This window comes from Vreelandella boliviensis LC1 (genome assembly GCF_000236035.1).
Classification (GTDB): Bacteria; Pseudomonadota; Gammaproteobacteria; order Pseudomonadales; family Halomonadaceae; genus Vreelandella; species Vreelandella boliviensis.
Window position 1 is genome coordinate 1,286,339 of record NZ_JH393257.1, and the last position, 20,101, is coordinate 1,306,439.

General features: G+C 51.7%; 17 protein-coding genes. 9 read left to right on the forward strand and 8 right to left on the reverse strand.

The genetic code is table 11. The features are described from left to right. Window positions 1–91: 91 nt before the first annotated feature. The 4 genes from glyQ (at window position 92) to gmhB (ending at window position 4,732) form a co-directional block, all read left to right on the forward strand. A complete protein-coding gene (glyQ, locus tag KUC_RS05680; protein ID WP_040479647.1) occupies window positions 92–1,063 on the forward strand; it encodes a glycine--tRNA ligase subunit alpha in 972 nt (323 codons plus the stop codon). Continuing rightward, complete coding sequence (gene glyS, locus KUC_RS05685; RefSeq protein WP_007112180.1) at window positions 1,063–3,129, forward strand: glycine--tRNA ligase subunit beta; 2,067 nt, start codon at window positions 1,063–1,065, stop codon at window positions 3,127–3,129. The genes glyQ and glyS overlap by 1 nt, the downstream gene beginning before the upstream one ends. Before the next feature lie 214 nt (window positions 3,130–3,343). Beyond that, a complete protein-coding gene (locus tag KUC_RS05690) occupies window positions 3,344–4,144 on the forward strand; it encodes a BUD32 family EKC/KEOPS complex subunit (protein WP_007112181.1) in 801 nt (266 codons plus the stop codon). Window positions 4,145–4,153: 9 nt separating this feature from the next. After that, complete coding sequence (gmhB, locus tag KUC_RS05695) at window positions 4,154–4,732, forward strand: D-glycero-beta-D-manno-heptose 1,7-bisphosphate 7-phosphatase (protein ID WP_007112182.1); 579 nt, start codon at window positions 4,154–4,156, stop codon at window positions 4,730–4,732. A 198-nt stretch (window positions 4,733–4,930) separates the two neighbouring features. On the opposite strand, the gene gyrB is transcribed toward gmhB, so the two are convergent. From gyrB to dnaA, 4 genes are all read right to left on the reverse strand, one after another. Next, window positions 4,931–7,351, reverse strand: a complete 2,421-nt coding sequence (gyrB, locus tag KUC_RS05700) for a DNA topoisomerase (ATP-hydrolyzing) subunit B (protein WP_007112183.1) — start codon at window positions 7,349–7,351, stop codon at window positions 4,931–4,933. 40 nt (window positions 7,352–7,391) lie between these two features. After that, entirely contained in the window at window positions 7,392–8,495 is a 1,104-nt protein-coding gene (gene recF / locus KUC_RS05705) for a DNA replication/repair protein RecF (protein ID WP_007112184.1), read from the reverse strand. Window positions 8,496–8,622: 127 nt separating this feature from the next. Beyond that, window positions 8,623–9,726 (reverse strand): DNA polymerase III subunit beta, encoded by a 1,104-nt coding sequence (gene dnaN, locus KUC_RS05710; protein WP_007112185.1) that lies wholly within the window; start codon window positions 9,724–9,726, stop codon window positions 8,623–8,625. Between the two features lie 60 nt (window positions 9,727–9,786). Then, window positions 9,787–11,253: a chromosomal replication initiator protein DnaA gene (dnaA, locus tag KUC_RS05715; RefSeq protein ID WP_007112186.1), complete on the reverse strand. Its 1,467-nt coding sequence runs from the start codon at window positions 11,251–11,253 to the stop codon at window positions 9,787–9,789. 534 nt (window positions 11,254–11,787) lie between these two features. Between dnaA and rpmH the strand changes: the two genes are divergently transcribed. The 4 genes from rpmH (at window position 11,788) to mnmE (ending at window position 15,631) form a co-directional block, all read left to right on the forward strand. Further along, entirely contained in the window at window positions 11,788–11,922 is a 135-nt protein-coding gene (rpmH, locus tag KUC_RS05720) for a 50S ribosomal protein L34 (protein ID WP_008959105.1), read from the forward strand. Between the two features lie 13 nt (window positions 11,923–11,935). Continuing rightward, on the forward strand, window positions 11,936–12,328 hold the full coding sequence (gene rnpA / locus KUC_RS05725) for a ribonuclease P protein component (protein ID WP_082906530.1): 393 nt from the start codon (window positions 11,936–11,938) through the stop codon (window positions 12,326–12,328). Between the two features lie 121 nt (window positions 12,329–12,449). Then, window positions 12,450–14,138, forward strand: a complete 1,689-nt coding sequence (yidC, locus tag KUC_RS05730; RefSeq protein WP_007112188.1) for a membrane protein insertase YidC — start codon at window positions 12,450–12,452, stop codon at window positions 14,136–14,138. 122 nt (window positions 14,139–14,260) lie between these two features. Then, window positions 14,261–15,631, forward strand: coding sequence for a tRNA uridine-5-carboxymethylaminomethyl(34) synthesis GTPase MnmE (mnmE, locus tag KUC_RS05735; protein ID WP_007112189.1), 1,371 nt, complete (start codon window positions 14,261–14,263; stop codon window positions 15,629–15,631). A 19-nt stretch (window positions 15,632–15,650) separates the two neighbouring features. On the opposite strand, the gene KUC_RS05740 is transcribed toward mnmE, so the two are convergent. The 4 genes from KUC_RS05740 to rdgB form a co-directional block, all read right to left on the reverse strand. After that, window positions 15,651–16,496 (reverse strand): 23S rRNA (adenine(2030)-N(6))-methyltransferase RlmJ, encoded by an 846-nt coding sequence (locus KUC_RS05740; RefSeq protein WP_007112190.1) that lies wholly within the window; start codon window positions 16,494–16,496, stop codon window positions 15,651–15,653. Between the two features lie 90 nt (window positions 16,497–16,586). Further along, window positions 16,587–17,261, reverse strand: a complete 675-nt coding sequence (locus KUC_RS05745; RefSeq protein ID WP_007112191.1) for a YiaD family glycine zipper/OmpA-like lipoprotein — start codon at window positions 17,259–17,261, stop codon at window positions 16,587–16,589. Window positions 17,262–17,298: 37 nt separating this feature from the next. Continuing rightward, complete coding sequence (gene hemW / locus KUC_RS05750) at window positions 17,299–18,507, reverse strand: radical SAM family heme chaperone HemW (protein WP_040479654.1); 1,209 nt, start codon at window positions 18,505–18,507, stop codon at window positions 17,299–17,301. Next, window positions 18,500–19,108, reverse strand: a complete 609-nt coding sequence (rdgB, locus tag KUC_RS05755) for an RdgB/HAM1 family non-canonical purine NTP pyrophosphatase (protein WP_007112193.1) — start codon at window positions 19,106–19,108, stop codon at window positions 18,500–18,502. The genes hemW and rdgB overlap by 8 nt, the downstream gene beginning before the upstream one ends. Window positions 19,109–19,388: 280 nt before the next feature. Between rdgB and KUC_RS05760 the strand changes: the two genes are divergently transcribed. Further along, window positions 19,389–20,087 carry a response regulator transcription factor gene (locus KUC_RS05760; protein WP_040479658.1) on the forward strand — a complete coding sequence of 233 codons (699 nt, stop codon included), beginning with the start codon at window positions 19,389–19,391 and terminating at the stop codon, window positions 20,085–20,087. The last annotated feature ends 14 nt before the right edge of the window (window positions 20,088–20,101 follow it).

Sequence of the window (20,101 nt, forward strand, 5' to 3'; positions counted from 1 at the left end):
AGCGGCTTGTTGGCATACGTGCCTATAACCCATCTGCCTAGGATTGTATACTTGACGCCTTATGAATTCATGGCCAACGGTGCTTTCCGCGATGAGTGTCTCGACAAACCAATCGACACCCGATGTGTCGACCTTTCAAGGCTTGATCCTTGCTCTGCAGCAGTACTGGGCAGAACAGGGTTGCGTCATCCTACAACCGCTCGATATGGAAGTCGGCGCGGGCACCTTCCACCCCGCCACCTTCCTGCGGGCGATTGGTCCCGAAACCTGGAATGCTGCCTATGTACAGCCTTCCCGGCGTCCTACTGACGGCCGCTATGGCGAGAACCCAAACCGCCTTCAGCACTACTACCAGTTCCAGGTAGTGATGAAGCCATCGCCGAGCAACCTGCAGGATCTCTATCTGGGCTCACTCAAACGCCTTGGTCTTGATCCGCTGGTTCACGATGTGCGCTTTGTCGAAGATAACTGGGAATCTCCTACCCTGGGCGCCTGGGGCCTGGGCTGGGAAATCTGGCTAAACGGCATGGAAGTGACCCAGTTTACCTACTTCCAGCAGGCAGGTGGCATCGAATGCTACCCGGTCACCGGCGAACTGACCTACGGGCTTGAGCGCATCGCCATGTACCTACAGGACGTCGACAGTGTTTACGACCTCGTTTGGGCCATTGCCCCCGATGGCAGCAAAGTGACTTACGGCGATGTCTACCTGCAAAACGAGCGCGAACAATCCGCTTACAATTTTGAGCACGCTGATGTCGACCAGCTGTTTGCCAACTTTGACCATCAGGAACAAGAGTGCGGCAAACTGCTCGCCGCCAGCCTGCCGCTACCAGCTTATGAACAAGTTCTGAAGGCATCGCACACGTTCAATCTGCTGGATGCCCGTCACGCAATTTCGGTCACCGAGCGTCAGCGCTTTATCCTGCGCGTACGTACTATGGCCCGAGATGTGGCGACTGCTTACTTTGAGTCGCGTAAGGCCGAAGGTTTCCCCATGGCGCCAGAAAAGCTTCGCCGTGAACTGTTACAAGAGCTACTCGCCGATCAGGGAGACAACTAATGGCTGTTAATACGCTTTTACTAGAACTCGGTGCAGAAGAGCTACCGCCCACGGCCCTGGATGCTCTTTCCGATGCGTTCGCCGCGGGAATAGTGAAAGGCCTGCAAGAAGCCGATGTTCCCTTCTCCAGCGTTTCCGCTTTTGCGACGCCACGGCGTTTAGCGGTACAAGTGCGTGAACTGGCTGATAAACAGCCTGATCGTGACGTTGAGCGCCGTGGCCCAGCGCTGGCGGCTGCCTTTAAGGATGGCGTTGCCACTAAAGCCGCGGAAGGCTTTGCCCGCTCTTGCGGTGTAAGCATCGACGAGCTGATTCATTTAGAAACCGATAAAGGTACTTGGCTAGGTTTTCGTGAACAGCAGCAAGGCGAATCTATTCAAGCGCTGCTGCCCGAAATTATCCGCAAATCAATCAGCACCCTGCCCGTGCCTAAAAATATGCGCTGGGGTGCTTCACGGGTTGAGTTTTCGCGCCCGGTTCACTGGCTGGTAGCACTTTATGGTAGCGATGTAGTGGCCGCTGAGGCGCTTGGCCTAGAGGCTAGCTGTACGACCTACGGACACCGCTTCCACGCCCCTGATGCTATTCAACTGGCGCACGCCGACGAATATGTGGCTACTCTGGAAAATGCCTATGTACTGGTGGATCGAGAGCAGCGCCGCGAGCGCATCCGTGAACAGGTATTAGCAGAAGCCGAAGTGCAGGAGGCCAATGCCGTAATCGACGAAGACCTCCTGGTCGAAGTGAGCGGTTTGGTTGAATGGCCGGTAGCCCTTACCGGCAGCTTTGATGAGCGCTTTCTGGAAGTGCCCGCCGAGTGTTTGATTTCCTCAATGAAGGCTAACCAAAAATATTTTCACCTGCTGGACGACGCTGGCAAGCTGAAACCGCTGTTTATCACTATTGCCAATATCGACAGCGCTGACCCCGACCAGGTCATTGCCGGTAACGAGAAAGTCATTCGCCCGCGCTTAGCCGATGCGGCATTTTTCTACGACACCGACCGCAAGCGCACACTTGCTTCGCGCACTCCTCAGTTAGAGAGCGTGGTATTCCAGCAGCAGCTAGGCACCCTGGCGGATAAAGCCCGACGCAGCAAGGTTATTGCAACTTTTATTGCCGAGCGTATCAATGGTGACGTTGCTCACGCCCAGCGTGCTGTGGCGCTTGCCAAATGCGACCTTGTGACGGAGATGGTGCTCGAATTCCCTGAGCTTCAGGGCATTATGGGACGCTACTACGCCCAGCAGGATGGCGAACCCGCAGAGGTTGCCCAAGCGCTTGAGGAGCAGTACCTGCCGCGCTTTGCTACCGATGTTATTCCTGAAAGCGCCACAGGAAAGGCGTTAGCCCTGGCTGACCGCTTGGATACCCTGGTAGGTATCTTCGGGATTGGCCAGCGTCCTACCGGTGCAAAAGATCCTTTCGCTCTACGTCGTGCTTCGATTGGCGTGCTTAACATTCTGGTTAAAGGTGAGCTCAACCTTGACCTACGCGAATTACTCACCGTTGCCGTAGAACAGCACCAGGACCTACCTAAGGCCGATGGACTGGTTGAGGATGTGCTGGCTTATATGCTGGATCGCTTCCGCGCCTGGGGCCAGGAAGAGGGCATCAGCGCTGAAATGTACCTTGCCGTGCGTGCACGCCCGGTCACTAACCCTCTCGACTTCGCACGCCGCCTGCGCGCTGTGAAGGCCTTCGCCCAGCGTGACGAAGCCGCAGCGCTGGCGGCTGCTAACAAGCGCGTTTCGAATATTCTAAGCAAGCAAGAGCATGACAGCAGCACACAGGTCGATCAAAACTTGCTGCAGGAAGATGCCGAACATGCGCTGTTCGACGCAGTGATAGGTAGCCAGGCGCAGGTGGCACCGCTATTTGCTGCGGGTGACTACCAGCATGCCCTCGATGAACTTGCCACACTGCGCGATCCGGTGGATGCTTTCTTTGATCGTGTAATGGTGATGGCGGACGACCCGGCTATCCAGCGTAATCGATTAGCGCTTCTTGCTAGCCTTCAAGCGCTGTTTTTAGAAGTCGCCGATATCTCGTTGCTCCCTCAGTAAAATCTTTCGTGCGTTCCCTTAGCCCGACTGCATTGTGATGTGGTCGGGCTTTTTGATGTGGCTCCTCCACTCTTGGATGCGATAAGGGAAATCGTACCTGACGGTTTTTTTGTTTCACGTGAAACATCATTGTAAAATTAGTGAAAGGTCTAAACTGAGTTAGATTCCGCGGGATACTCGCAAGTCACTCAACCAACCGCCCAGGAGTGGCTTTATGTACGACACCTTTCTTTTTGATACCCTCCATCACCAACAAGCGACGATGGCACCGCATTTCTTTAACGGACAGAAAGTGTGGCTAAAAAAAGCAGGCAAACGTAACTCGCGCTTCAGCTACCTTCCTCTTACGCTTTTAGCCCGATGGTTAGGTATTGATGCGCTCAAGCCAGTACCCAACCTTGGGGGCCCCCTTAGCATTGCTAAGGAAGCGGCCCGAATTAAAACCCTTTTTCTGGCAGGAGTACCGGTTCCCACTATACTTGCCGAGTCTCCCGAGGCACTGTTAATTGCCGATGCCACCATCAGTGAAGGGCAACCGTTTCAAACGCTGCAAGAAAAACTCGTGGCTGCACAACGTACTGAAGAAATTAATTATTACCTTGAGATGAGCATTCATGCGCTAAACGATGTTCATGCCCGGCAGTGTTATCTCAGCGAAGCTTTTACCCGTAATATTCTGGTCAACAGGAAAGGTGTCACATTTATTGATTTTGAAACTGACCCGGGGGAATATCACCAGCTAACCACCTGTATGGTTAGAGATTGGTACTGCTTTATTTTTTCACTTTATGGAAAACTCAGTAAACGGCAGCCGCACCTTGACCTTCTAGCACCTGCATTGATAAGCGGCTTAAAACAAGCGCCCCCTGAAGTGCAGGATAACTTTCTCGTCACACTGCAGCGGCTTAAAAGCTTAGAGCGCTTCCCCTTTCATCGCTTTGGTAGCGATGGTAAGAAAATTGCTGTCACACTTCACGCATTATCATTGCTGGATCAACAATTACGAATCCATTAGAGAAGCTGAATGTCCGCTACTTCAAACGTCCTAACGCCGCTACTATCAGATACGCTAATAACGTTGGATCGAGATGGGGTCATCAACCATGACTCCGATAACTACATCAAATCCCTCGATGAGTGGGTTCCTTACCCCTCTTCAATCACGGCTATTGCCCGACTCACACGCGCGGGATACACCGTTGCCGTTGCAACGAATCAATCGGGCATCGCCCGTGGTTATTATGATGAAACAACGCTTCATGCTATGCATGATTACTTAATTGCGTTAGTAGAAGCGGAAGGCGGTCATATCGCCCATATCGCTTATTGCCCCCATGGGCCAGATGATATGTGCCAATGCCGTAAACCTCTGCCAGGCATGCTGCTCCAGATCCAGCAGCAGTTGGGGATAGAAAGCTTAACAGGAAGTTGGATGGTCGGTGATAGCCTGCGAGATCTACAGGCAGGCGAGGCGGTAGGCTGCAAAACGGCGCTGGTGAGAACCGGAAAAGGGATTAAAACGGAGCAAAAAGGCGTTGGCCTTGAAAAGACTCACATCTTCGATGATTTAGCACAATTTGTTGAGTGGCTAATTGTTAGCTAAACAGAGTACCGCGCAATAAACTTGATCTTCTACCAAGCTAAACGTTTCACTCTCCTACAGCAATGCTCTATCTGCCAATAAAAAAGCACCGCCATGGAATCCATAGCGGCGCTTTTCATGGTGCAATTAAATCATAGTATCGTTAATGCTCGTTATGGTGATGTTTCACGTGAAACATCTTAACAATTAAGGCCAGTCCTACACGTCCAAATTTGCCACAAGAGCGTTGGTCTCAATAAAGTCGCGGCGGGGTTCAACATCGTCACCCATTAGAGTGTTGAACATCATATCCGCACCCACGGCATCTTCGATAGTCACGCGCAGCATGCGCCGCGTTTCCGGATCCATAGTGGTATCCCAGAGCTGGTCTGGATTCATTTCACCCAAGCCCTTATAGCGCTGGAACGACAAACCACGCTGGCCTTCCTGCATTAACCACGCCAATACTTCAGAGAAGTGGGATACAGGCTTCTGTCGCTCACCACGGGCAATATAGGCGCCCTCCTCCAGGAAGCCATCCAGGGTTTCACCCAACTCGGCGATTCCCCGGTAGTCGGCGCTTTCAAAGAAGTCGAGGCCCCACACATACTCAGTCGTCACTCCATGAGCAACCAGCGATACGGTAGGTAAGAAAAGGGCACGCTCAGAATCTTCTTGAAGATGGAAGTGATAACGAGGGCCACCTTCATAGGCCACCATATCGTCCATAATCTTCTGTAGCTCGGCTATCCAGTTCTCCATAGTAACCCGATCTTTCAGGCTTGCCTCACCTTTCAATGCTGAAGCATGAACGATCTGCTTAAGTACTTCATTAGGATAAACCCGTGACAAACGATCAATCCGTTTCATCACGTTGCGGTACTGGTTCACCAATTCTTCAAGCTGCGAGCCGGAAATCCCCGGTGCATTGGCATTAACGTGCAAGCCTGCACCGTCTAGGGCCGTCGTTGTTAAGTAATCCACCATCGCCTGCTCATCTTTCAGGTAGAGCTCCTGCTTACCGCGCTTAATTTTATAAAGTGGCGGTTGAGCGATGAAAATATGACCACGCTCGATCAATTCCGGCATTTGACGGAAGAAGAACGTCAACAGCAACGTACGAATGTGCGACCCGTCGACATCGGCATCGGTCATGATAATAACCGAGTGGTAACGCAACTTATCGGGGTTAAACTCTTCACGGCCAATACCGCAGCCCAGCGCGGTGATTAGCGTGCCGACTTCTACAGATGAGAGCATTTTATCGAAACGCGCTTTCTCGACGTTAAGGATTTTACCTTTGAGCGGTAAAATTGCCTGCGTGCGACGGTCGCGCCCCTGTTTGGCACTGCCACCTGCCGAGTCACCCTCCACCAAGTAAAGCTCTGACTGGCTGGGGTCTTTTTCTTGGCAATCCGCCAACTTGCCAGGTAATCCGGCAATATCCAACGCGCCTTTGCGGCGGGTCATATCGCGCGCTTTGCGGGCGGCTTCACGGGCGCGTGCCGCGTCCAGCATCTTATTAACAATCGCCTTGGCTTCGTTTGGCTTTTCAACAAGATACTCGGAAAACAAGCGGCTCATTTCCTGCTCAACCGCGGTCTTCACTTCGCTGGAGACTAGCTTGTCCTTGGTTTGAGACGAAAATTTAGGATCTGGGACTTTGACCGAAATAATCGCCGTCAGGCCCTCGCGGGCATCATCACCGGTGGTATTGACCTTAGCCTTTTTGAGCAGGTTTTCAGCTTCAATATAGTTATTGAGCGTACGGGTAAGCCCGGCACGGAAACCAGCTAAGTGCGCGCCGCCATCTCGCTGTGGGATATTATTGGTGTAGCAGAAAATACTTTCAGTGAAGGCTTCGCTCCACTGCATAGCAACTTCTACTTCAACGCCATCGTCACGAACAGCGTTAAAGTGGAATACCGGATTAATCACACTCTTATTGGTATTCAAGTGATCAACAAAGGCGCGCAAACCACCTTCGTAGTGGAACAGCTCCTCTTTTCCGTTGCGCTCATCCAGTAAGCGGATAGCCACACCAGAGTTCAAAAAGGAGAGTTCGCGAAGACGTTTGGCTAAAATATCGAAATGAAACTCGATATTGCCAAAGGTATCTGGCGATGGACGGAAGTGAACCCGGGTACCGCTTTTTTCGGTTTTACCCACAACACCCAATGGTGCTTGAGGTACACCATGACGGTACATTTGTTCGAACACTTCGCCCTGACGCCAAATGGTTAACCGCAGTTCAGCGGAAAGCGCGTTAACAACAGAGACACCGACGCCGTGCAAGCCACCGGAAACTTTGTAGGAGTTATCATCGAATTTACCGCCTGCGTGCAGAACCGTCATAATAACTTCAGCAGCGGAAACCCCCTCCCCTTCGTGAAGTTCGGTGGGTACGCCGCGGCCGTCATCACTCACGGTGACCGACTCATCCGGGTGGATGACAACACGAATTTCACTACAATGCCCAGCCAACGCCTCGTCGATGGAGTTATCCACCAACTCGAAGACCATGTGGTGGAGACCAGTACCGTCGTCGGTGTCACCAATATACATACCTGGCCGCTTACGCACCGCGTCCAGTCCCTTGAGCACCTTGATGCTTGATGAATCGTAAGCCTGCTCGCTCATTGACCACTCCGTTGTGAAGTCTGTCTCATCCTGTATCGTCCTACCCTTCCTGCACTAGCTGGCTTAGCCCCTGTTCGGCATGTTTCACGTGAAACATCTTAACTAAGGTATCAGGCCTCCAAGTGCTTCTTAAAGCGGAAGGTTCGACACTGGTAATAAATGCTTGGCACTGCATATCTTCGAGTAATCCACAGAACTGGTGACGATTCTGCTCGTCGAGTTCTGCTGGTAAATCATCAATAAGAAAAATACAGTGCCGCTGTGCTGTTCTTTCCAGAAACCGCCCTTGGGCAAGCTTTAAAGCGCTCACCACTAATTTTTGCTGGCCTCTGGAAAGCACTTCTACAGCAGGCTGTTTGTTTATCCTGATGCGTAAGTCTGCGCGTTGTGGACCTTGCTGAGTAAACCCCATCTGCTGATCAGTTGGCCGACTATCATGTAGCACTGCGGCAAGAGATCGCTCTTTATCCCAACCTCTGGCGTAATGTAACGACAAACCCGGTAAAGGCAGTAACACCTTCAGCGTCTCTTCAAAGACTGGCAAAAAGTCACTAAACCAAGCGCGACGCAATGTATCCATCTGCTCGCCCCAAATGGCTAGCTCTTGCTCCCACACCACCATTTCCTGTGGTTGTATTCTACCACGCCTGAGTAGTGCATTCCGATGTTTCAACGCACGTCGGGTGCGCTTCCAGATTGCTAAAAAGTCATGTTTCACGTGAAACACACCCCAGTCGAGAAACTCTCGACGACCTGCGGGAGAACCTTCAAGCAGTCGGAAAGCATCTGGGTTGATTAATTGAAGCGGCATTGCCTCTACCAGTTCCGCCAACCGAGCGTTTTTATCACCCTTTAAACGAAGCTCAAGCTCCCGTTGAGCTCTTAATCGGCGCACGCCAAGGGTAACCTCCGGCTCACCACTTAAACGGCCGTATAGCGTCATATATGGCTCGTCTGTTTGGATCGCGTGCTTTAACTGGCGCGTACGAAATGAACGGCCCATGCCTAGAATATGCACACCTTCCAACAGACTGGTTTTTCCACTGCCATTAGCACCGCTAATAACATTGATGCGCGAAGAGGGGGTCATCTCAACCGGCTTGAGATTGCGCAAAGCGTGGAAATTAAGCAGTGTCAGGCTCATCCAATTATCACCACTTAAAAGTTCCTCGCAAAAAGGGAGTATTGCCCAAAACGAGCTAGCGGCACTCCTGCTACCAGAAGCGCCGCTAAGATAGCCTGCTTATGTTGCACCCAAAATAAAATATTGTTTACAGACGCATCGGCATAACCACATAGAGCGCATCACCGCCGCCTGGCTCTTCAAGTAGTGCACTGCTATTGGGATCGGCCAAGGTAATCTGCACGCGCTCTTCATTAAGCACTGTCAGCACATCAACCAAGTAGCCAACGTTAAAACCGACTTCCATAGCTCCACCGTTGTACTCAACGGCGATATTCTCCTCGGCTTCTTCCTGCTCAGGGTTGTTGGCCATCACTTTAAGGTTGTTCTCCTCAAGATAAAGGCGCACACCACGGTACTTCTCATTAGAGAGGATGGCAGTACGTGAAAGCACTTGGCGCAGCTCGGCGCGCTCGGCAATCAGCACTTTATCGCCATTGCGCGGCACTACACGCTCATAGTCAGGAAATTTACCGTCGATTAACTTAGAGGTGAAGGTAAAGTCCCCTGTATGGGCACGCACATGGCTGGAGCCAAGCGTTAGGCTGACAGGCTCATCGCTGTCGTCTAATAGACGAGATAGTTCTAAAATCCCCTTACGCGGCACAATCAGCTTTTGAGACTGGCTAACAGACACTTCGATTGGGCGCGAGCACATCGCCAAGCGGTGCCCGTCAGTGGCTACCGTGCGCAATAAATTACTTTGAATTTCCAGCAGCATACCATTCAGGTAATAACGCACATCCTGCTGCGCCATGGCAAACGAGGTTGCTTCAATCAGGTGCTTTAAGGTACCGCGGGGTACGCTAATCTCCTGACTGCCATCCGCATCTTCGATGTTGGGAAATTCAGCGACAGGGAGAGTCGACAGAGTAAAACGTGAACGACCACTGCGTAATACTGCGCGACCCTCTTCAACGGCAAGCTGAATGTCAGAATGATCGGGCAATGATTTACAAATATCCATCAGCTTACGCGCGGGCACTGTCGCGGAACCCATCTGATCGACTTGACTGGCCACGGTGCGGCCAACGAGCTCGACTTCTAAGTCAGTGCCGGTGAGCGAGACCTGGTCTCCCTCTACTTGAATCAGCACATTAGAAAGTACTGGCAGCGTTTGGCGGCGCTCAACAACACCAGCGACCAGAGTCAGCGGACGTAGCAGCGCCTCTCGGGAAATCGAAAATTTCATCAATACTCCGGTTCTATATCCTGAAAGACCTGCGCGTAACAGGCCCGTCCCATGGGGTTATTAACTGGTCAACAGGCGCAGTAAATTCTTGTAATCCTCACGAATATCCGCGCTCTCTTCCTGCAATGATTTCACTTTTCGGCAAGCGTGCAACACTGTTGTATGGTCACGCCCACCAAAGGCATCGCCAATCTCAGGTAAGCTGTGATTGGTTAGCTCCTTAGCAAGCGCCATCGCCACCTGACGAGGGCGGGCAACTGAGCGCGATCGGCGCTTAGAAAGCAGATCCGCCACCTTAATCTTGTAATATTCGGCAACCGTACGCTGAATATTATCAACCCCTACCTGTTTATCCTGAAGCGCTAACAGATCTTTCAAAGACTCGCGAATAAAGTCTTGGGTAATCGTTTTACCCATGAAGTGCGAATCGGCGATAACTTTTTTCAGCGCGCCTTCCAATTCACGCACGTTGGAACGAATTTTCTGGGCAATAAAGAAAGCCGCATCGTGAGGCAAATCGACCTTAGCTTGGTCGGCCTTTTTCATCAAAATAGCAACGCGGGTTTCAAGCTCCGGCGGTTCAATCGCTACCGTTAGGCCCCAACCAAAGCGTGATTTAAGGCGCTCCTCTACACCACTGATCTCTTTAGGATAACGATCAGAGGTGAGGATCATTTGCTGCCCACCTTCCAAAAGTGCATTGAAGGTATGAAAGAATTCTTCTTGCGAGCGCTCTTTTCCAGCAAAAAACTGAATGTCATCAATAAGTAGCGCATCAACACTGCGGTAAAAGCGTTTAAAATCATTAATCGCGTTAAGCTGAAGCGCTTTAACCATATCGGCGACGAACCGCTCTGAGTGCAGGTACACCACCCGGGCGTTTTCACGCCGGGTTGCCAGTGCGTTCCCCACCGCATGCATTAAGTGGGTTTTACCAAGGCCCACGCCACCGTATAAAAACAAAGGGTTATAAGCGCCGCCAGGGTTTTCAGATACTTGGCGGGAGGCAGCGCGAGCCAGTTGGTTCGATTTACCTTCCACAAATGTATCGAAAGTAAAATTTGGATTAAGCCCACTGCCATGTTTCAGGCTGCCTTCTACCTGTACCTGACGTTCATTATTGCGCCGACTCGGCGCTTCATCGCGCAGCCTATCGATTTCGCGTTCATCGGCAATATCGCCGCGTGGCGGCGTATGAACCGCTGGCGATACGGGCCGCGATGGTGAAGCGGATACAGGATTACCTAAATCACGATGCTGAGGGGCCTGGGTTGCCAAGCGGCGGCTACCCACCGTCAGGCTTACCTTTGGCGGTTTGGCCGGTGCGAGTTCACGCATCAGCTCACTAATCCGCTTGGCATACTTATCGCTCACCCAATCGCGCACAAAGCGATTCGGCGCTAATAAGCGCAGCTCGTTGGACTCTCCTTCCTCTGCCTGCAGCGGGCGTATCCAGGTATTGAACTGCTGTGAATTCAGCTCATCCTGCAGGTTGTCCAGGCACTGTTGCCAAAGCGTCAGTGACACTCATCTCACCATCGGTTGAAAACGGCCGACCATTGTAGCGCCCAAAGCCTCGGTTATCCACACGGGTTTAGTCCTCAATGTTGACCTGTGGACAACTACCGATGAGCCTATGGGAAAACCATGTGGAGGAACGAGGACAATCGATAGAAATGCTCATTACGCAATGGTTAATCACATCTAGCCAACACCTTATGGACTGCTTATACGAGACTTACACACAGATTTTTTATGACTACATACTATTGAAAAATAACAATTAAAAGCAGTTATCCACAAATAGTATCCCCACTATTAATAACAATAGTTTTAGAACTACCTATTAGTAATAATAGTGACCTTATTGGCTGCTACTCTTTCAGCATCAAGCAAGCTGGCTGGGGCGTGATAAGGCTTTTTATGCAAGGAAAAATTGCACCCAGCAGAGGAAGTCTTTACAATTTCCGGTCTTGAATTGAATCTCCCCGGCTAGTTCCTCACTGGACCGGGCTTTTTGGAATTTACTTTCCGTCCTAAACCACGTGGGAATAACGAGTTATGAAACGCACTTTTCAACCTAGCGTTCTCAAGCGCAAGCGCGCGCATGGCTTCCGTGCTCGTATGGCTACCAAAAACGGTCGCGCCGTCCTCGCACGTCGTCGTGCCAAGGGCCGCAAGCGTCTGAGCGCCTGATCTCAGATTGCGTGTGCCGCAGCAAGGCTTTCCCCGGCAATTACGGTTATTAAATGCTGGGGATTTTAGTCACGTGTTTGAACAAGCCGACCTGAAAGTACATGGCAAAGGTATGATGGCGTTAGTCCGCTTGAGTACCCGGGGACACCCCCGCCTTGGACTGGTGGTCAGCAAAAAGAATGTTAAACGCGCCGTAGATCGCAACCGTTTCAAGCGTCTGGTTAGAGAATCCGTTCGCCTTCGACAAGATCACCTACCCTCTGTGGATATAGTGGTGCTTGCACGACGCGGTGTTCAGGATATAGATAACGAAACCTTGCATCGCCAGTTACACGGCATGTGGAAGCGACTTCAGCGTGACGCACAGGCGATGATCGCAGTACCAACGCCTAAGCGTGACACGTGACCTTTGGTGCACCTCTCGCCGCTCGACCTTGGCCTGCCAACTGGCAGGCTTTCGTGTGTCAAGAGTCGAGTAAATAACACTGCGCCATTAGCATGTTCACCACCCAGCGGGCAGAACCCTCATGGACGTAAAACGACTTTTATTACTGATTCCACTAGCCGTACTAGCGTACTTGCTAGTCGTCCAGTGGAATCAGGATTACGGGCAACCGAATTATGATTCAGTGCCTGAAACAACCCAACGCAGCAATTCGGCGTCTCCTAGCAACGGTGAAGATCAAGAGGGCAGCTTAGCTGTTCCGAGTACTTCTTCACCGCAAAGCGCCGTTGGTGAAGGTATCCCGGATACCCAAAGCGAGACATCAAGCCGCGACTTCATTGCGGTTACTACCGATGTTCTTGATGTGCGCATTGATCCACACGGTGGCGATATTGTTTATGCCGCATTACCGCAGCACAAACTATCCCTCGATTCAGACCGTAACTATGTCCTGTTATCCGATAACAGCAGCCGTAGCTACGTGGCTCGCTCCGGCCTGCAACTTGATGGTCAAGCCAGTCGTATCACCTTTACACCGGAAAACTCAGAGTATCGTTTAGGCGATAACGATGACGAGCTAAGCGTTGATCTAACCGCTGACGTCAACGGCGTAGAGGTCATTAAGCGGCTTACCTTTGAGCGTGGCAGCTACGCGGTCAACGTCAATTATTACCTCGCTAATAATACCGACGCGCCCGTCAGCGCACGCTTTATTGGCCAGTTGGCACGCGACAATAGCCCTGACCCGTCTAGCGGTGTCTCGATGGGTATGAAATCCTATTTGGGCGCCGCTTACTCAACGCCGGATGCGCGTTACGAGAAAGTCGACTTTGACGATATTCAAAGCAGAAACTTTGAAAACCGTGAAGCACAGGGCGGCTGGATAGCCATCATCCAGCACTACTTTGTATCTGCATGGGCGCCTCAGCAGGATCAGCAAAACCTTTACTACGTCACCACTGATTCTAGTAACCGTAACGTCGTCGCTTTTGCTGGCCCCACCAGCACCGTTGCAGCCGACAGTGAAGCAACACTGGGTGCAACCCTCTACATGGGCCCAAAAGTGCAGGATTACCTTGAGCAAGTCGCTCCCAACCTGCAATTAACCGTGGATTATGGCTGGCTGTGGTTTATTGCTAACCCACTGTTTTGGCTGCTTGATCACATCCATGACATTGTCGGCAACTGGGGTTGGTCGATTGTTCTGTTAACCGTGCTGGTTAAGACGGTGCTGTTCCCGCTTTCCGCCAAAGCGTACAAATCCATGGGCCGGATGCGTAAACTTGGCCCGGAAATGCAGCGTCTGAAAGAGATGTATGGCGACGACCGGCAAAAAATGTCGCAAGAGATGATGAAGTTCTACCAGAAGGAGAAAATCAATCCGCTGGGGGGCTGTCTACCTATTGTGATCCAGATGCCCGTTTTCATCGCGCTCTACTGGATGTTGCTGGAGTCAGTGGAACTTCGCCACGCACCGTTCATCTTCTGGATTCAGGATCTATCGGTGAAGGATCCGTACTTCATTCTGCCGATTCTGATGGGCATTTCGATGTTCGTTCAGCAGATGCTGAACCCGACACCTCCAGATCCTATGCAGGCGAAGATCATGAAGATGCTACCTATCATCTTTACCTTCTTCTTCCTGTGGTTCCCGGCCGGTCTGGTTATTTACTGGGTGGTCAACAACATCATTTCGGTTGCGCAGCAGTACTACATTACGCGTAAAATCGAAAATGATCCGAGTATCGGCAAGGGCATGAAAACCAAATAGCCCGCCGTTTTAATTAGCGCCTTCAGACCCCCGCCTTGAGCGGGGGTCTGGCGTTTTAAGGCCGAAAAATTCACACTAGGTCGATTAATTTCGCTACCTGCCAATTTAAAAAGAGATTCACCATGGCCGATCGCCTCTATACACCTGACACCATTGCGGCGCTGGCAACCCCCCCTGGACGCGGTGGCGTGGGTATAATCCGCGTTTCTGGCCCCGCCTGCCGCGAGATCGCTGAGGCTATGGTTGGGCATTGCCCTGCCCCGCGATACGCTCACTACGGCCCATTCCAAGGCGCAGAAGAGAGCATTGATGAAGGCATCGCCCTGTTCTTCAACGGCCCCCACTCGTTTACCGGTGAAGACGTACTGGAACTCCAGGGACACGGCGGCCCGATTATTATGGATATGCTGTTGGAGCGCTGTGTGGCCTTGGGTGCCCGCCTGGCGCGGCCGGGGGAGTTTTCCGAACGGGCGTTTTTAAACGATAAGCTCGACCTGGCCCAGGCAGAAGCCATTGCCGACCTCATCGAAGCTACTTCTCGTTCGGCGGCGGAAAACGCCGTGCGCTCGTTACAGGGCGAATTCTCGAAGCGCGTCTCTACGCTGGTGGAGCGGCTGATCGAACTGCGCGTCTACGTAGAAGCGGCAATCGACTTCCCCGAAGAGGAGATCGACTTTCTAGCCGACGGCCATGTTGCCCAGCATTTAAGCAGCGTCCAGCAAGCGCTGAGTGACGTACGCCAAGCGGCAGGCCAAGGCGCACTGCTGCGCGAAGGGATGAGCGTCGTCATCGCCGGGCGACCCAATGCGGGCAAGTCGAGCCTGCTTAACGCGCTTACAGAACAAGATACCGCCATTGTGACGGATATCGCTGGTACGACCCGGGACGTACTCCGTGAGCACATCCATATCGACGGTATGCCGCTACATATCATCGACACCGCTGGATTGCGCGATACGCCCGATGCTGTTGAGAAAATTGGTGTCGCACGTGCCTGGGCCGAGATAGAGAAAGCCGATCGGGTGCTGCTACTGGTTGATGCCAGCACCACCGCCTCGACTGACCCTATGGCCATCTGGCCCGATTTCGTTGCTCGCTTGCCTGACCAGGCGCGTTTAACCCTGGTGCGCAATAAAATCGATACCAGTGCCGAACCGGCTGGCATTGATTTATCCACAACGCCACCAACGCTACGCTTATCCGCCAAAACCGGGGTGGGTGTGGATAACTTAAAAGCTCACCTAAAGGACGTGATGGGCTTTGCTGCTACCACAGAGGGTCGCTTCTCCGCTCGCCGACGGCACCTGGACGCTCTAGATCGCGCCATGGCAGCCCTTGATACCGGCCGTGCTCAGCTTGATGGCTATGGCGCAGGTGAACTGCTGGCAGAAGATTTGCGCGACGCCCAACAGGCCTTAGGCGAGATCACCGGCGAATTCAGCGCTGATGATTTACTCGGCGAGATTTTCGGCAGTTTTTGTATCGGCAAATAGAGCTACTTTTTTACAACAACTACTCTCCCACCCACCAGTCCGCCAGATAGCGGCTATTTGCACCTAGCAGCGGGGTAATTTCCGCCATCGCCGCTGCCAAGCGCTTATCCAATCCCCAGGGCGGATTAATTACCAGCATACCGCTACCGAACATGCCGTGAGCCTGCTCTCCAGGTTCGCGCAGCAGCAGCTCGCTGCGCCATATCTTGCGTATTCCGCTCTCCTTGAGGCTGCTTAATAGCGTGTGATGATTGCCTGCTGGCAGCAGCGGGTACCAAATCAATACCACTCCATGGCGCGCTTTATCTAGCGTATAAACCACTGTCTCGGCAACTTCCTGGTACTCAGCTTTACGCTCATAGCTGGGATCGATCAGCACACACAAGCGTGGAGATGTGGCGGGCAGCATGGCCGTTAGTCCGGACAAGCCATCACCAAACACGCGTTGTGCGTGTGGCGGTAACCCTTGGCCGCTTAGCTGTTCATGCTCGCCAGGGTGTAGTTCAAACAGCCGCAGATGATCCTGTTCACGCAATGAATGGCTAAGCCACCAAGGAGAGCCAGGGTAGTGAGTCAGTGTCTCTTGCATCGGTTGAGCGCTTGATAGCGCTGCTTGCCAAGCGTTTAGTAGCTCATCACTAAACCCGGCGCGGGCTTGCCACACTGGCCATATCCCCACGCGATACTCTTGCAAGCGTTGCGTCTCTTGAGCGTTGAGGGGATAGAGCCCTCGCCCTGCATGAGTATCGACATATGTAATGGCGGTTTTTTTACGTAATAAATAATCAATCACCGCGTAAAGCGTTAGATGTTTATGCACATCCGCAAAGTTACCGGCATGGTAGGCATGTTGATAAGACAGCATGGAGATTCATCGGCAGTTAAATGAAAAAAAACCCGCAATGTGAGCATAGCGGGCTTGGGGCGACAATAGCCAGATTAATTCAGTAGTGTATTAACGTTGTCCGTCGCCGGTAGGTGTTAGGGTTATTTCTACTCGGCGATTCTGAGCACGGCCTTGCTCATTGTCATTACTGGCAACGGGCTGAGTAGCGCCATACCCAGAAGTATTAAGACGCATAGATGAAACACCGTTCTGAGTTAAGTAACTGCCCACGGATTGAGCACGGCGCTCAGACAAGCGCTGGTTGTAGCTTGCATCACCGGTGCTATCGGTGTGGCCTGCAATATTGACACGGGTGTCTTGGTACTGGGTGAGTACATTAGCGACTTCGTTAAGAGATCTACGCGCCTCGCTGGTAAGCTCCGCAGAGTCAAAGCCAAAGGTAACGCCGCTTGGCATATTAAGCACAATATCGTCGCCACGACGATCAATCTCAATACGTGACCCTTGCAGGTTTTCACGCAGTTGCTGCTCTTGGCGATCCATATAAACACCAATACCAGCGCCCGCCGCTGCACCCACAGCCGCACCGATTAACGCACGGTCGCGGCGACTGGTGCTACCGTCGCCAGAAAGTGCACCAGCAGCAGCACCGACGGCGGCACCAATCCCAGAGCCCATCGCCGTGCTAGAGCGCTGCGTTTGGCCACCGTAAGGGTCCGATGTGGCACAACCAGCCAGTAAAATAGCGGCCGCCAGCGGTGTCAGTAGTCGAGAAATACGCATTGCTCACTCCTTGTTTGTGTTCGGGACATCTTTTTATTCATCGCTGGTCTCTCACCAAAGAGCCATCGTCACAGATCGATGCCAGCAACTCATTCAAGAATAATAGACCTTGAGGTGATGCACGCAGTTTTTCAGGCATTTGCATCAAAAGTCCTTTTTTCTCTGCGGATTGTAAACGCGACAGTAACATAGCAGTGGACAGCCCGGTATTAGCTTTCCATGTCTCCAGCGACACCCCGCCGATGAGCCGTAGAGCATTCATAGCAAACTCCAACGGCAGCTCGTCCGCTTGTATAAGCTGCTTACCGGCGATAAAGCCACGCAGATCATCCGTGCGCTTTAAATAAGCGGACGGCTGGCGGGTTTTCCAGCGCCGCTCGATGCGCCACTCCCCATTTTGGTCAATATGGCTAAGCTTGCCATGGGCTCCAGCGCCAATTCCAAGATAGTCACCAAACTGCCAGTAGTTAATGTTATGCCTACTCTGATGATCAGCGCTGGCATAGGCTGAAATTTCGTAGCGCTTAAAACCCGCTTGCTCCAAAAGCTGATGACCCTTGTCCTGAATATCCCAAAGCGCCTCTTCCTCTGGCAGCAACGGCGGGTGAGAGTGAAAGGCGGTATTTGGCTCAACGGTCAACTGATACCAAGAGAGATGCTCAGGTGCCAATGCCAGCGCTTGCGCAATATCATCCATCGCCAATTGAGGCGTTTGGTCGGGCAAACCGTGCATAAGGTCAATATTAATGTTGGTAAAGCCCGCTTGGCGAGCCTGCACTACCGCAGTGATCGCTTCGTCACCGCTATGAATACGCCCAAGAGCATGCAGCTGATCGGGCTGAAAACTTTGAATACCCAACGAGAGGCGATTTATGCCTGCTTTTCTGTAACCAATAAAACGCGCTTGCTCCGTGGTACCTGGATTCGCCTCCAAGGTAACTTCTATATCCTTAGCGAAGGATAAACGGGCCTTGATCTCTTTCAGTAAACGATCATAAAACGCGGGCGACAGTAGGCTGGGCGTCCCACCGCCAATAAAGATGGTCTGAATTTCTCGCCCAGCCGCCAAAGCAAGATCGCTATCCAGATCTTGTAACAGCGCATCAAGATAAGCGGCTTCGGGCAAATTCCGTGGCGTAAAACCGTGCGTCCCCGGCTCATGAGAATTGAAATCACAGTAGGGGCATTTGCGGACACACCACGGTGTGTGGATATATAGAGATAGTGGCGGCAGCGTATCAGCCATGCGCCACCTTCAATAACTCCACCAACCCCTGCAGCGCGCGACCACGATGGCTAAGGCGATTTTTGCTTTCGCTAGTAAGCTCGGCAACGCTCATGCCCTGATCGGGTAACCAGAAAAGCGGGTCATAGCCGAATCCTTCCTTCCCCCGGGGATGAGCAAGAATCTCACCTTCCCAACTGCGTTGAACGATGACCGGCACCGGATCTTTCGGGTGGCGCAAATAGACAAGCACACACCAGTAACGACCGCTACGTTGACCTTCCGCACATTCACTTAGCGCGGCTAGCAATGTTTGATTATTTTTCTCATCGCTTCTGGGGTCACCTCCATAGCGGGCGGAATAGATGCCGGGAGCACCGTTCAGTGCGTCTACTTCTAGCCCGGAATCGTCAGCTAATGCCGGCAGTCCACTTAAGAGGCTCGCTTCACGAGCTTTTAACAGTGCATTTTCGACGAAGGTTAGCCCCGTCTCTTCCACATCAGTGACACCAAAATCAGCTTGGGGGCGAACATCGAACCCTAAAGGGGAAAGTAATTGATTGAATTCTTTTAATTTTCCTGTATTGCCACTGGCAAGAACAAGGGTATTGACGGCGGCCATGGTACGTACTCCAAACAGTAAGACATTAGTTTACGCGCTCATTGATCGTATCAAAAGCCACCATAATGTTACTCAACGTATCTATAAATATCTGTTTAATTATCTTCTAATTTAACTATTAGCTACTGTTTTTAAAGTAAAAAAAAAGATGCACGAAAAATTATCGACTTAGATTGATTATTTTTACCAATTTTTTAATAACAAAACTTTACGAAGTGCATCTTATGGTCAACACTTCAGAGGTTACCTGCTCACTCTTTCTTTCCACGAGGGCTACCCAATGTCGCAGGAAAAGTCCACCGGTACGGTGTACGTCGTTACCGAAGGAAGTCCCCAAGCTCAGCTGTTCGCTGAGTACTTGAACAAGCACACTGGCTGTCAAATTAGTATCCATTCTCCCCATGCGGCGTTACCTATTTCCGCGTCGGGCAACATGTTGATTCTTATTGATAGCGATCATATCGGCGTTGATGCACTTCCGGAGTGGCAAGATAAGTTACCCGATGCGCTAACTAAAACGCCCCTAGCGGCCTTCAACATTCACGATATGGATCACGCGCTTGAAGCTCTGTCATGCGCTCAGCTAAAAGGCGTGTTTTATCGCAATGAAAGCCTTGAAGTAATCTGTAAAGGCATACACGCGCTGCTTGAAGGGGAACTGTGGATGTCGCGGGATTTAATGGCGCGTTTGATTCTGTTTTATCGCAAATACCAAAGTAATGCCTTCCGCCCAGCCTGTGGACTAACTAACCGAGAAATGGAGATTATTTCACTGCTTAGCGCAGGTTCCTCCAATCAACACATTGCCGAAAAGCTATTTGTTAGCGAACACACCGTTAAGTCACATCTTTACAACATTTTTCGCAAAATTAACGTTCACAACCGTATTCAAGCGCTCAATTGGATTCATCAAAATTTAGGACCAATTCTGCCCAATATTGAAACCGCACGCAGCCTACAGCGGCAACGTCCCCGCTAAAGCGAAAGGGTACT